Annotated in this window: 13 protein-coding genes; 8 read left to right on the forward strand and 5 right to left on the reverse strand. The window is 46.4% G+C overall.

Annotation, left to right across the window (positions count from 1 at the left end):
* Window positions 1-378: 378 nt before the first annotated feature.
* Window positions 379-3183 carry a DNA polymerase I gene (gene polA / locus ACN0UY_RS07440; protein ID WP_417666212.1) on the forward strand — a complete coding sequence of 935 codons (2805 nt, stop codon included), beginning with the start codon at window positions 379-381 and terminating at the stop codon, window positions 3181-3183.
* Between the two features lie 176 nt (window positions 3184-3359).
* Here polA and ACN0UY_RS07445 read toward each other — a convergent pair whose 3' ends face one another.
* Window positions 3360-4271, reverse strand: a complete 912-nt coding sequence (locus tag ACN0UY_RS07445; protein WP_417666065.1) for a DMT family transporter — start codon at window positions 4269-4271, stop codon at window positions 3360-3362.
* Window positions 4258-4896: a ribosome biogenesis GTP-binding protein YihA/YsxC gene (yihA, locus tag ACN0UY_RS07450; RefSeq protein WP_417666066.1), complete on the reverse strand. Its 639-nt coding sequence runs from the start codon at window positions 4894-4896 to the stop codon at window positions 4258-4260. The genes ACN0UY_RS07445 and yihA overlap by 14 nt, the downstream gene beginning before the upstream one ends.
* 116 nt (window positions 4897-5012) lie before the next feature.
* Here yihA and ACN0UY_RS07455 point away from each other — a divergent pair, with 116 nt between their 5' ends.
* The 3 genes from ACN0UY_RS07455 (at window position 5013) to ACN0UY_RS07465 (ending at window position 7134) form a co-directional block, all read left to right on the forward strand.
* The gene (locus ACN0UY_RS07455) at window positions 5013-5639 is read left to right on the forward strand and encodes a c-type cytochrome (protein ID WP_417666213.1); all 627 of its coding nucleotides are present in this window, start codon (window positions 5013-5015) and stop codon (window positions 5637-5639) included.
* Between the two features lie 540 nt (window positions 5640-6179).
* Window positions 6180-6683, forward strand: coding sequence for a Der GTPase-activating protein YihI (gene yihI, locus ACN0UY_RS07460; RefSeq protein WP_417666067.1), 504 nt, complete (start codon window positions 6180-6182; stop codon window positions 6681-6683).
* Complete coding sequence (locus ACN0UY_RS07465; protein WP_417666068.1) at window positions 6670-7134, forward strand: DUF2489 domain-containing protein; 465 nt, start codon at window positions 6670-6672, stop codon at window positions 7132-7134. The genes yihI and ACN0UY_RS07465 overlap by 14 nt, the downstream gene beginning before the upstream one ends.
* Before the next feature lie 3 nt (window positions 7135-7137).
* Here ACN0UY_RS07465 and ACN0UY_RS07470 read toward each other — a convergent pair whose 3' ends face one another.
* Window positions 7138-8412, reverse strand: a complete 1275-nt coding sequence (locus tag ACN0UY_RS07470; protein WP_417666069.1) for an amidohydrolase family protein — start codon at window positions 8410-8412, stop codon at window positions 7138-7140.
* Between the two features lie 166 nt (window positions 8413-8578).
* Between ACN0UY_RS07470 and cysE the strand changes: the two genes are divergently transcribed.
* The gene (cysE, locus tag ACN0UY_RS07475) at window positions 8579-9400 is read left to right on the forward strand and encodes a serine O-acetyltransferase (RefSeq protein ID WP_417666070.1); all 822 of its coding nucleotides are present in this window, start codon (window positions 8579-8581) and stop codon (window positions 9398-9400) included.
* A 37-nt stretch (window positions 9401-9437) separates the two neighbouring features.
* Window positions 9438-10622: a tetratricopeptide repeat protein gene (locus ACN0UY_RS07480; protein WP_417666071.1), complete on the forward strand. Its 1185-nt coding sequence runs from the start codon at window positions 9438-9440 to the stop codon at window positions 10620-10622.
* Between the two features lie 65 nt (window positions 10623-10687).
* Here ACN0UY_RS07480 and ACN0UY_RS07485 read toward each other — a convergent pair whose 3' ends face one another.
* Complete coding sequence (locus ACN0UY_RS07485; RefSeq protein WP_055439451.1) at window positions 10688-10894, reverse strand: cold-shock protein; 207 nt, start codon at window positions 10892-10894, stop codon at window positions 10688-10690.
* A gap of 202 nt (window positions 10895-11096) precedes the next feature.
* The gene (locus ACN0UY_RS07490; RefSeq protein WP_417666072.1) at window positions 11097-11645 is read right to left on the reverse strand and encodes a hydrolase; all 549 of its coding nucleotides are present in this window, start codon (window positions 11643-11645) and stop codon (window positions 11097-11099) included.
* 141 nt (window positions 11646-11786) lie between these two features.
* Here ACN0UY_RS07490 and ACN0UY_RS07495 point away from each other — a divergent pair, with 141 nt between their 5' ends.
* The gene (locus ACN0UY_RS07495; RefSeq protein ID WP_417666073.1) at window positions 11787-12785 is read left to right on the forward strand and encodes a GGDEF domain-containing protein; all 999 of its coding nucleotides are present in this window, start codon (window positions 11787-11789) and stop codon (window positions 12783-12785) included.
* A 34-nt stretch (window positions 12786-12819) separates the two neighbouring features.
* Window positions 12820-13836 (forward strand): diguanylate cyclase, encoded by a 1017-nt coding sequence (locus tag ACN0UY_RS07500; RefSeq protein ID WP_417666074.1) that lies wholly within the window; start codon window positions 12820-12822, stop codon window positions 13834-13836.
* Window positions 13837-13842: the final 6 nt, after the last annotated feature.

A 13842-nucleotide genomic window follows, 5' to 3' on the forward strand; every position in this document is an offset into this window, starting at 1 on the left:
AATTGTTCTAAAGAAATTTGAATTTGTGGCTGGCAATCCATTAGTAATGTGTTAGTCTTCTAATTCGATTCTGATAAGAATTGACGAAACACAATGTGACTCCCGCATGTGTGTTTAAAATCAGTTTCCACAACTGAACAAAAATAAGAATAAAACGCTGTCAGGGCTTCAGCATTACTACGAAACCCTTGTTATTCAAGACATTATGAAGTAATACATCGCCAGAGATATCTTATCTTGAGCTGGCATATTTTCTCGTTTTCAACAGACTTATCCACAACGTATGCACAGGTTACGCAACTTATCGAGTAGCGAATATACGTGAGCTGTGGCATGCTACAAGGCAATTTAAAGCAGCTAAAATTCGAGATCTCAGCCATGGCCGATTCGTCACCAAAATCTCCACGAAAAGCACCACCCAAAGTACCTGAAAATCCGTTTGTTTTAGTGGACGGATCCTCGTATTTATTTCGTGCGTTTTATGCCCCGCCTCACCTTACCAATTCGTCAGGCGAGCCAACTGGTGCAATTTACGGTGTGGTGAATATGCTGCGTAGTTTGCTAAAAAAATATAAACCTTCTCATATGGCTGTTGTGTTTGATGCGAAAGGTAAAACGTTTCGCAATGACATCTATGATGAATATAAAATGCACCGCCCGCCGATGCCTGACGACCTGCGGCAACAAATTGAACCGCTGCATAAAATTGTAAAGGCCTTAGGGCTACCTCTTTTGTGTATCGACAACGTCGAAGCAGACGATGTTATTGGTACCTTGGCCCAGCAAGCTGGCGATGAAGGGCGTTTCACACTCATTAGCACCAGTGATAAGGACATGGCACAGCTGGTAAACGACCATGTCATGTTAATAAATACCATGACCGATACGTTGCTCGATTATGATGGTGTGATTGAAAAATATGGTGTGAAACCAGAACAAATCATCGATTTTCTCTCGCTGATGGGAGATAGCTCTGACGGTATTCCTGGTATGCCAAAAGTGGGTGAAAAAACCGCGTTGGCAATGTTACAAGGCGTCGAATCCATTGATGCAATGTTGGCTAACCCAGATGCGCTTGCAGAGTTGGACTTTCGTGGTGCGAAAACAATGCCGGCTAAATTGCGTGACCATAAAGATATCCTGTTGATGTCACGCGAGTTAGCTACGATAAAACTGGATGTTGAGTTGACGACCAAGCCTGACGAACTGACGATTGAACCTGCGAATCGTGATGAGCTGATTGAATTATATAAACAATGTGAATTTCGTCGCTGGCTAGCCGAAGTTTTAGAGGAAGGGCCCGCAACCGATCAAGCTCAGGGCAAGGCTAACACGGTGAGTCAGCAAATTGAGGACACGCCGGTAAGCCATGAACACTACGAAACGGTAACCGATAAAAAGAGCTTCGAAACGTGGTTAGAGGCCTTAAAAAATGCCCGCTCATATGCCTTTGATACAGAAACCACCAGCCTCAATTACATGGAGGCTGAATTAGTTGGCTTGTCGTTTGCCATTGAACCGGGGCATGCTTGTTACATCCCTGTTGGACATGACTATCCGGGCGCTCCGGAGCAGCTCGATAGAGATTGGGTACTGGCGCAGCTTAAACCGCTGTTGGAATCGCCGTCGGCAAAAGTGATTGGCCAAAACCTGAAGTACGATAGTCATATTCTGCGTCGTTATGGCATTCGTTTAGGTGCCATTCACAACGATACGATGCTGGCTTCGTACGTATATAACAGCGTAGGCTCACGCCATGATATGGACAGTTTAAGTCTGCAGTACCTAGGGCATAAGCCGATAGGGTTTGAAGAAGTTGCGGGTAAAGGCGCGAAGCAACTAACGTTTAACCAGGTTGGTTTAGAGCAAGCCGCGCCATATGCTGCCGAAGACGCTGACGTAACCCTGCGTTTGCATAACAAGTTATGGAAAGTAGTAAGCGAAGAGCAAGCCCTGTTGGATGTATTAACAAAAATTGAGCTACCCTTGCTTCCAGTGCTGGTCGATATGGAGCAGCACGGCGTGCAGATTGATGCCCCATTATTGGCGCGACAAAGTCATGAAATAGCAAAAGAATTGCAGCAGTTGGAGAAGGCGGCTTATGACATTGCGGGTGAAGAATTTAATTTAGGCTCACCAAAGCAACTGCAAACCATCTTATTTGAAAAACTTCAGTTACCGATTCGCAAAAAGACGCCTAAAGGCGCGCCATCAACCGCTGAAGAGGTTCTACAAGAACTAGCACTCGACTACCCATTACCTGACGTCATCATGCGGCACCGTGGCTTAAGCAAGCTTAAATCGACTTATACAGATAAACTGCCCAAAATGGTGAATCCACGAACGAATCGTATCCATACCTCTTACCATCAGGCAGTTACAGCCACCGGTCGATTGTCTTCAAGTGACCCGAATTTACAGAATATTCCAATACGAACAGAAGCAGGGCGCCGAGTTCGCCAAGCTTTCACAGCGCCTGCTGGCTATAAAATATTAGCCATCGATTATAGCCAAATTGAATTGAGAATCATGGCGCACCTGTCGCAGGACCCCGCGCTGGTGGAGGCCTTTTCTAAGGGCCGGGATATTCACAAAGCGACGGCGTCCGAAGTGTTCGGCGTGCCTCTTGATCAGGTTTCGAGTGAACAACGCCGCCGCGCAAAAGCAGTTAACTTTGGGCTTATTTATGGCATGTCGGCATTTGGTCTGGCGCGGCAATTGGATGTTCCACGCCATGAAGCACAAGACTACATGGATAAATACTTCGACCGCTTCCCAGGCGTATTAAGATATATGGAAGACACGCGCACGCAGGCAAAACGCGACGGGTATGTCGAAACGATTTATGGACGTCGTCTACAATTACCTGAAATTAAATCGCAAAATGGCATGCGTCGCAAGGGTGCCGAACGGGCCGCGATCAACGCACCCATGCAAGGTACTGCAGCTGATATTATTAAGCGGGCAATGATAGCGGTTGCAAAATATCTCAACGAAAATGTGCACGATCAAGAAGTGTGGATGATCATGCAGGTTCACGATGAATTAGTTTTTGAAGTGCGTGAAGATAAAGTAGTTGAGTACCAGCAAAAACTGGTGGAGATCATGGAGCAAGCCGCGGAATTAAAGGTTCCGCTTATTGCAGAAGCTGGCGTTGGGGATAACTGGGACGAGGCACACTAAAAAAAATTAGATAAATTAAAAATTTTTTTGAACTAATTTTTAAAGGGTCAGTCAGAATCTGTGAAAGGCGCATTAAACGATTCGAGTTCGTTTGTCATTACCTTTCTGAGATGTTCTCTCCCTGGATTGTAAGAACTTTTGCCCGGCTTTATGCCGGGCTTTTTCTTTTCTGGAATTCAAACAGTGGGAGCGACGCGTGGCTTGCGAGCCCGGCGATTCGCAATAAATACACCAACTAATATAGCCGCCATACCAACCGCATGCTCTATCAAGAACGGTTCGCCGTCTAAGACGCCAAGAATGAGTGCAACAATAGGAATCAGATAAGTAACAGAACTGGTAAAGGTCGTGTCTGTCATTTTCACCACGGTGTTAAAAATAACCAGCGCCATAGCGGTACCGACAATACCCAATACGAGAATAGCCCCCAGCGAAAACAACACGTCAGGTTGCGTTGTAAGTTGCTCGGTAAACGGCGTTGCAACAAGCAAGTAAATTAAAGCTGGTGGTGCCACGAGGAATAAGCTCACCCCAGTTATGGTTAACGCGCCAAGGTCAGGTATATGGTGCTTAATCAAGTTTAAGTTAATGCCGTAACAAATAGTTGCAACAATAATTAGCAGTGCAAATGAATTAAACTGTAGCTCACCGCTGGCACTGGCTGTTATCAATACAAAAGTACCGGCCAAGCCAATCAATACCCCCACCCATTGTTGCATAGCAACCATTTGTCGGAATACCAAAACGCCGATAATTAACGTTGCCAACGGTGTGAAGGTATTAAGTACACCGGTAACACCACTGGCTAATTGCGTTTGTGCGAATGCAAACAAAAATGCAGGAATAAAACTACCGACTAAACCAACCGAAATTAATTTAGGCCAGTGATGGCGCCGCACTGTTTTGAAACGTTGCATGAGAAATGGAAGCAGAAAAAAACCTGCAGATGCAATACGAATTGCAGCGAGTTGATCGGGGCGAAAGGCAATGAGGCCTTTCTTAATTAGAATAAATGAACTGCCCCAGATTAATGCGAGCAGTAACAGCAGTAACCAAGCTTTTAGTGGTGGGGCCTCAGTCTGCTGCATCGGCGTTAACCGTTGTCTTGGGCACGCTATTTAGCCACTCGGATAAGATAACTTCAACTTCAGGCAGACCAAGTTTATTCAGCGACGAAAACATTTCAACTTGAACGCCGTCACCGAACACAAGCGCAGCTTCACGTGCTTGAAGCAGCGTACTTTTGCGTTGGCTTGGTTTCAATTTGTCTGCTTTGGTGAGTAAAACCAATACTGGAATTTCGCATTCCGTTGCCCAATGCAACAAATCCTGATCGGTATCACGGTAGGGATGGCGAATATCCATCAATAATACGAGGCCACGAAGCGACTCACGTTGTTGCAAGTATTCACTGAGTGCTTGCTGCCATTTTTCTTTGACAGAAATTGGAACCTTGGCATAACCATAGCCGGGTAGGTCAATAAGACGCTTGCCAGGCTGCACCTCGAATACATTTATGAGCTGGGTACGGCCAGGTGTTTTACTCGTACGTGCTAACGCTTTTTGCCGCGTTATCGTGTTGAGTGCACTTGATTTGCCCGCATTTGAGCGGCCAGCGAACGCAATTTCGACGCCGGTATCGTCAGGCAACTGTCGAATATTTGCCGCGCTCGTGATAAATTTTGTGGGTTGAAAATTCAACGTGGTGTTCATAGACGTGTTTTTGGACCTCAATTGAAACGACATAGTATCATGATTAGACGTTTAATCCTTACAACTTTTGTGTAAAATAGCGTCTGTTACAACTACCCAGAGCAGAGATATCGATGATGAAAAAAATCGCAATGTTCGTAGGCCTGTACATTGGCTTAACAGGTGTTGCTATGGCAGCCACTGGTGATGCTGAAGCAGGACAACAAAAAGCCGCTGTCTGTGCTGCGTGTCACGGGCAAGATGGAAATGCACCATCTGATATGTACCCGAAAATTGCTGGCCAGCATGAAGGTTACCTGTTTAAACAGCTAACAGACTATAAATTAGCCCACGAAACAGGTGGCGAGCAGGGTCGAGCTAACGCGATTATGCAGGGCCAAGTGGCTATGTTGAGCGAACAAGACATGGCAGATTTAGCAGCATTCTTTGCTTCACAAGAAATGGAAGGTGGATCTGCACCAGAAGATGTCATAGCGGCCGGTAAAAAATTATTTGTTGCAGGCGATGAGGCACGCGGAATTGCAGCGTGCGCAGCATGTCATGGCCCTCGCGGAGACGGTATGGGCTTGGCAAACTTCCCAGATATTTCGGGGCAGCATGCAGCCTACACCAAGCAGCAACTCGAGCTGTTCCGCAGCGGCGAGCGCGCTAATGATATGAATAATATGATGCGCGATTTAGCGAGCAAATTGACTGACAAGGATATCGAAATCTTGTCGCAATACGTTCAAGGGTTGTACTAAACCCCAGAGAAAAGGCAGCAGGAGCTGCCTTTTTTGTTTTATTTGTTGAAAAAAAACTGTAAAAAAAGCCCTATAAAAACGCGGGCTTGACAAAAAAGTTATAAGAAAATTCATTTTTAGAAGATAAAAATCATTGATAATTCGGCACGGATGAGTACTCTGAATGCCATTAGATTTTCGCAAAGCCAGATAATATAAGGCTTTGCAGAGTTGAAAGATAAAAATCCAGGGAATAAAAATACGGCCAGGAGGCCACCTTTTAGTCAAGCAAAATAAAAACAATAGAGCTCGGCTAAAACACTTAACTAATAACAATAATAATAAAAAAACTCACGGACGTTATAATTAAAAACATGGAAGATAATGACAACCGTTCTCGAAATCGCACGTGCGCTGTGTGAAAAATTGAGAATAAATCAGGCGATGGAAACATCGCCTTTTTTATTGCCCGCTAGATAAGGTAAACTATGCGATACTTTACGCATCACTTCAGTATTGGAAGTAGCGAAAGTTTCACATTCACCTGTTCTGGAATCACACATGACCCGCGTTAAGAAGACCCGCAAAACTGGACCGCTAGCGCCTGCGAAGCAGCCCCAAAACGATTGGGACAAACCGAAAGGCAAAACGGTACCACCTAAAACGACGCATAAAACCAAAGGACATAAGCCGGGTAGTCGGTCAAATCCGGTTACAGGTAGCGCGAAAGGCTCGGCCAAAATCGAATCCAGCGCATTGCATGATCCGCGTCATGGCAGTAAAAAGCCAATCACATTAATCGATCCAGCCCAACAACACGTACAACAAGTTAAGCAACCAGCTTTCGACCGTAAGGCTGCTTTGGCTGAATTATCAGCGCTTGAAAATGATCAGCGCTTAGAGCAGTTGTTAGACCGTGTTGACGCAGGTGAGACGTTGAGCAAAGCCGAAGCTACATACGTGGAAGAACGCACCGAGCGATTTGCGCAGCTTGCCGATTTGCTGGGCATAGACCTAGACGATGATGATGACTTTGACGACGAGGATGATGATGCTAGAGATTAATTTGTCAACTTTGGGTTGGGTAGTAGTAGTACTTGGTTTAGTTGTAGTGCTTGGCTTGGCTTTTTATGCAGGTCGTTTACTGGGGCGGTTGAAACAACAAAATCAACGTCGTGATAAAGCCCTCGAGAAGCGCAATGAAAACCTCTATGAAAGCATTGTCACTATCGCCAAAGCTATGGACCAAGGACAGTGCCCACTGTCGGAAGGTGCGTTACGGCTGGTCGTGTTACTTGATTTGCGGGTGGAGTCGCAACAAGCGGCCTACGCCAATCGCTATCCGGCATTGCATGATATGTACGAACGTATTAAGCACATGCCAACACATGAAGCGCGCAAGCAGTATCCGAAAGGCGAAATTCGCAAGATGGATCTCGAACGAGAAGGGTATGAGCAAGAGCTGGAAGATGTCATTTTAAATGACATCCGCCAGCTTTTGAAAGACTTCGGTTAAGCCTTATTGTTTATAGATGGTACCGTCTTTGATGACCAAGTTAATATCGCGTAGTAACTCAATGTTATCTAACGGATTACCTTGTACAGCAACCACATCTGCACGCTTACCAACTTCGAGCGTGCCAATGTCGGTTACGCCAAGCAGCTTCGAGGCTTCGGCGGTCGCGCTACGAATAGCGACCAATGGCGGCATACCCGCTTCAACCATATAGATGAACTCACGGTAATTTTCGCCGTGGTCATATACGCCAGCATCGGTGCCAAAGGCAATTTTCACACCAGCTTTGTAGGCTGCAGCAAAGGTACTTTGAATTTTAGGACCAATAGCAGCAGCTTTCGGCCGCACCAATTCAGGGAAGAAACCGTCAATTTTTGCGCGATCAGCAACTGAGCGGCCGGCTGTAATTGTAGGTACGTAATACACACCTTTCTTCTTCATGGCGCGCATCACTTCATCGTCCATGTACGTGCCATGCTCAATGGAGTCTACGCCAGCCTCTATCGCGCGCAACATACCTTCTTTACCATGCGCGTGAACTGTAACTTTCATCTCGTAATCTTTCGCTGTCGCCACAACAGCATCAAGCTCGTCTTTCATAAACTGTGGATTATGACCGCTCTTTGCTACGCTCAAAACGCCGCCAGTGACAGTTAGCTTAATCAGGTCGGAACCATCTTGATAACGCGCACGAACTGCTTGGCGCGCTTCGTAGGGTCCATTTAATACGCCCTCATAAGGCGTTGGTGGCGCAAACAAGTCGCTATGTGCGCCATTCGTAGGATCAGCGTGTCCGCCCGTTGTCGCAAGTGATTTACCGGCAGTATAAACGCGCGGACCAATCACTTTGCCGGCGTTAATGGCATTACGCAACGCGATGCTGGCGTTATAGGAATCGCCCAGATCTCGTACGGTCGTAAAACCAGCCATTAAGGTTTTATTGGCGTAGTTTACGGCGTTGAGGGTCACATCAGCAGCGCTGTGGGTAAATTTATGCATATAGCTGCCAGGACCAAGCTGCGACGTTAAATGCGTATGCATATCAATAAAGCCAGGCATTACGGTGCCATTGCGACGATCAATTACCACATCACCTTGTTGTGGCTCGCGATAACCGCTCTCGATGGCCTTGATGGTATTACCGTCAATAACCACCGTCATTTCCGATTTAGGATTAGCCTGAGTGCCATCAACCAGGGTTCCTGCGTGAATAAGCGTATCAGCTTGCGCAGTAGACGCTAAGCCTAGCGCTATAGATAATGTAAGAAACTTTCGCATAACAAGCACCTCTCTGTTTTTTGTTATAGTGACCACAGTACAGAGCAAAGTCCTAAGCGGTCAATGAAGCTTCAGGCTTTTAACCGCTTATAATGAGTGAATTAACGCAAGAACTGCGAGTTCTTGGTATACTAAGCATCTTTCACACCTATAGGCTTTAAGTTTCATGTTTAAAGGTATTCGAGAAGACATCCAGAGCGTTTTCGCCCGCGACCCTGCGGCGCGCAACGCTTTTGAAGTGCTAACCACGTATCCAGGCCTGCATGCTATTTGGTGGCATCGCATCAGTCACAAGCTCTGGAGTTGGCGCTGGTTTTGGCTTGCTCGATTTACTTCTACCTTATCGCGCTGGTTCACCGGCGTAGAAATTCATCCGGGCGCTAAAATTGGCCGCCGCTTCTTTATCGACCACGGTATGGGTGTTGTTATTGGTGAAACAGCTGAAATTGGCGATGATGTAACCATTTATCACGGGGTAACCTTAGGCGGAACCAGCTGGAGCCAGGGCAAACGCCATCCCACGCTACGTAATGGCGTGGTGATTGGTGCTGGCGCTAAAGTGTTGGGTCCTATCGAAGTGGGCGAGAATGCCCGTATTGGTTCCAACGCTGTGGTAGTGAAAAATGTGCCGAGCGAAGCGACTGTGGTGGGTATTCCTGCGCGTGTAGCCAACACTACAGAGAATAAAGAGGTGACAAAACGCCGCGAAGAAATAGCGAAACAATATGGATTTGACGCCTATGCGATTTCAGCCGACAACCCCGATCCAGTCGCCACTGCTATTGGTCGTATGCTGGATCACGTTCACCTCCTTGACCAAAAAGTAAGCGATTTATGTTGCGCAGTAAATAAACTTGGCGGTAATGTATGTGAAGAAATACCGGAAGTTGAATTAGACGATATGGACTTCCTCACTGCAGAACAGGAAGCAGCTGAACGTCGCCAAAAAGACCAACAAAAGAAGTCGCAAGGTGAGAGCGATCATTAGTTGACGATTGGACAGTTGCTAGCGGAGGTAATTAAAGATGCTAGCATCACGACTTATTTTCATAACCCTACTGACAACCCTGACAGCTTGCGCAAGTGCTCCTGATGCGAGCCAGCGAGCCAGTGCTGATACATCAGTAAAACTAAGCCAACCCCAGTTTAATACAGCGCTATTTGAACCAAGAAACTCCTTGGTGAAACCACAACAACTGTTCGCTCTAACAGCGGAGCAGCAACAGGACTTTTTATTTGATTTTAATGGCCGTTTAGCAAGCCTCCCAGAACATCAGCGAATTAGCGAATACCTGCAAGATTTAACCTACGGGTTTAATTACAAAGAGCAAACCTACATGGCAAGCGAGGCCTTTGCGCTGAGTGCTGGTAATTGTATGGCGTTAGCAATATTGACGAAGGGGCTTGCCGATCTTGTTGGCGTAGAGATCAAATTTCAACGTGTAACGAACGCGCCCGTATATGACCGAAACAATGACGTGGTTATGGTTTCTGACCATGTTCGCGCGCGGCTCTATAAGCCCGAGCCTGAAGCTGGAAGTGAGAGTAAAATGTTCATTTTTCAGCGCTCATGGATTGTCGTTGATTATTTCCCGTCAAAAGACACTCGGAGCTCAGGCTTAATAAGTAATGAGGAATTTCTCGCACTCTATTATCGGAATCGTGCGGCAGAGTTAATGATGGCGGGGCAAGCAGATGAAGCCTTCGCTTATGCACAAGAAGCGCTACGTTATATGCCGAAAGATGCGGACACGTTAAACATTATTGGATTGCTGCACCGCCGCGCGGGCGATGATCAAACCGCTGAAGCGCTTTATCAGTATGCTTTACAGCAAAACCCACATAATTTAAATGTGTTACACAATTATCAAACCTTGGCCAAACGCCAGCAGCGCAACGTATTGGTGGACGAGTTAACGCAACGTATTCAGGCGATACCGGATAGCAACCCATATACTTGGATAGCACTCGCGGAAAGGGCATTTGAAAAAGGTGAGCTCGATACTGCGTTAGCAATGTATAGCAAGGCTGCAGAATCTGCGCCTTATGTACATGAAGCGTATTGGGGCCAGGCTAGGGTGCATGCTGCGAGGGGCGATACAGCGCGTGCTAAGAGGGTGTTGGAGCGAGGTTTAAAAGAGGCGCGGCTATCGGCGACCAAGGGCACTTACAAAGCGGGTTGGTATAGCTACCAAGGCATGGAACCATAAAAAAAGCCGCTCAGTTGAGCGGCTTTTTGAAATCTTTTCGCTAATAGCGTTGCGAAGGCAACGTCTTACATAGGTACTACGTTTGAAGCTTGTGGGCCTTTAGGGCCTTGTTCGATAGTGAACTGAACAGTTTGGCCTTCAGCTAAGGTTTTGAAACCGTCTGATTGGATAGCAGAGAAATGTACGAATACATCTGCGCCTTGTTCTTGTTCAATGAAACCGAAACCTTTAGCTTCGTTAAAGAATTTTACTTTACCAGTTACTGTAGACATGCTGTGATTCCTCGTATTGCATGTGAAAATCTAGGGTATTGCTAATAAAAATTACGTGTATTACTTGGGGACTTACAAAACGAGGTACAGCAATTGACTTCGTAACAGGCCACAATTAGACAGCCGAATTTTTCTAGCGACGATGAGTATACGCTGATCTTAACCCCTGTCAATTAAAGATTTATTAACGCTTGTTTAAGTCTTAGGCGCGAATCCAATTTTTGGTGATATGACGAAACTGGTCCGTCCCTGAACGATGCAGCCACTCATAAGCCGCCATTTCAGATGAAATAACAACCACTCCCTCTTGTCGAAGGCGGTTTAATGCAGTTTGTTTGTCGCTATCGCGGCGTGAGCCGACGGCGTCTTCTACCACAAAAACTTGATAATCATCAGCTATTAAATCCAGTGCAGTTTGCAGAATACAAACATGTGTTTCCATACCCATCAGGATAACTTGAGAGCGATTCAATTCACTCAAGGCATTCGTGAAATTCGGCTCTTGCACCGCACTGAAATGCATTTTCTCAATAACCTGTGCGTTTTCAATGACACCAGATAGCGCATCAACACTAAGGCCAAGGCCTTTGGGGTACTGTTCGGTGACCAATACAGGTACGTCTAATTCGTTGGCAATTTCCCCTAGCCAACGCATACGCGCAATGAGTTGATCACGCTGATGGATAACAGGCGCGAGCTTTTCTTGGGCATCGACAATAACCAGAACACTTTGGTTGGCTTGCATAAGCATGGCAACAACTCCTTCGGGACGTTGACTTAAACGGTGTATTAACGTGATTATGCCGTAAAGCATTTGCTATTCCCAATGCTAGACTATATTTTGAGCAGAATAACTTCATCTTTAGTCCGGTACGTCAGAAGGAAGCTGGCCATGCCAAATAACTCTGCAGATACCTTACTGCAAAGCTTTCGCAACAAAGTTACGCGCAATATGGTGTGGGCCGGAGCAATCACTGAATTGCTGCTCGCAGGAGCACAGTTGTGGCTTGGCAATTATATGCAATCGGCGATTATATTTACGGCGGGTGTCGTGTTTGCCGCTATTGCTTACACATTTCGCCATGAGCGCATTCCCAATTATTGGCGTCTAGTATTTATGGTGTTGCTTAGCGTGATTTGTGTCATGTCTATTCGCGAGAACGGCACTATTGGGGTTTATTGGTCGTATCCCTTACTCGTCGCAAGCTTTTTTATGTTTCGCGACGGCTACGCCATCGCACTTGCTGCTGCCATTACCGTGATCTTCAGCATAGCGGCACTAGCGTACATGCCATTTAATGACGGTTGGCGCATAGCCGCGACATTGTCGGTTATTTTGGCCCTTGGCAGCGTTTTTGTGGTGATGCTTGGGCGTATGCAGAAGCTACTGCACCAGTTGGTTGTAACTGATACTTTAACCGGCTTGCAGAATCGCCACCGAGTTAATAGCGTACTAAGCGACTTAATTAATAATTTCCGCAGGTATCATCGAGCTGCGAGTCTTATTATGTTAGATCTCGACCACTTTAAACTCATCAATGACAAATATGGGCACTTATTTGGTGACCAAATGTTGAAGCAATTGGGGCGACGGCTGAAATTAAGCCTGCGCGTGAATGACCAGTTGTTTCGTGTTGGCGGTGAAGAGTTTTTAATTGTATTGCCGGAAACAGACGTTAAAGAGGCCGTAAAGGTAGCTGAAAAAATTCGACAAATAGTGTCGAATACGCCTTTTGATGGCAAAGAAGCACAGGTACGGTTAACCGTTAGTGTCGGCGTTGCCCAACTGCGAGCCGAGCAAACCTGGGCAGAATGGATAAATACCGCAGATACTGCTTTACTTGAGGCAAAGCGCAAAGGGCGTGACCAAGTATGTGCCGCAGAATACTAATTTAGGCGAATAGCATAGCGAGAAACCAATCAATATGAATACAGCAAGCGCGTCAATGACGTCTACCCTTCCATTGAACCTTTGGCAGCAGTTCCGTCTTGTTGCTATGCGTACCATATACTTTGGTGTCGGCGTGGTGATATTTGTTTTAGCCGGCATCGTTGCCATACAAGGGCAATGGCTCGAAACAGGGGCCTTAGTCAGTGTTGCTCTTGCGTTTATTTTAACTGGCGTTATCTATCGTAATGAGCTTGCGCCGCAGTGGATAAACTTTCTCTTTATTTGTGCCTTGGGAACCCTCGTTAGCGTGTCAATGAAAACCAGCGGCATGATGGGCGTCTATTGGATGTACCCAGTGTTGGCGATGGTATTCTTTATGTTCGACCGCACCATTTTTGTGTTGGTTATCATGTTAATTTACGCGTTGTTTGCAGCGGTTATGTATAACTTTTTACCGTTTGACTACGCGTGGCGAATTGCGCTTTCCATGTTGGTTTTGATTGGTGTCGGCGCCGTATTTCTTATCATGATGAGTTATATGCAACGTAACTTATCGAAGCTTTACGCGACTGACCCGCTTACTGGATTTTATCGACGCGAGTACGTGGCTGATATGATGCAGCGCGAACTAGACCGTGCGCAGCGGCAGCAGCACCCGGTGAGTGCAATGTTGCTTGATCTCGATTCTTTTAAAAATGTGAATGACAAATTCGGCTACATGTTTGGCGACGAAGTGTTGCGTGAAACAGCAAATAGAATCGCCCGTGTATGCCGTAAAAACGATGTTATGGTGCGCTATGGTGGCGCTGAATTCTTAGTCGTGTTTCCAAACACATCCGTCAAAGAGGCTGCGGAGCTAACTGGGCAAATGCTCGATAACTTGCGCCATGAGCCTTTTGCAGTAAAAAGTATGATGACCACAGTAACCGCAAGTGCAGGTGTCGCCCAGTGGCGGGCGAGTCAAACCTGGGGGCAATGGCTCGAGAACGCTGATACAGCGAAGGATAAAGCCAAAAGCCAAGGTCGCAACCGGCTGAGAATTGCGCAATAAATTTGC

The sequence above is a fragment of the Pseudidiomarina sp. genome, assembly GCF_048268165.1.
In the GTDB taxonomy this organism is placed as follows: Bacteria; Pseudomonadota; Gammaproteobacteria; order Enterobacterales; family Alteromonadaceae; genus Pseudidiomarina.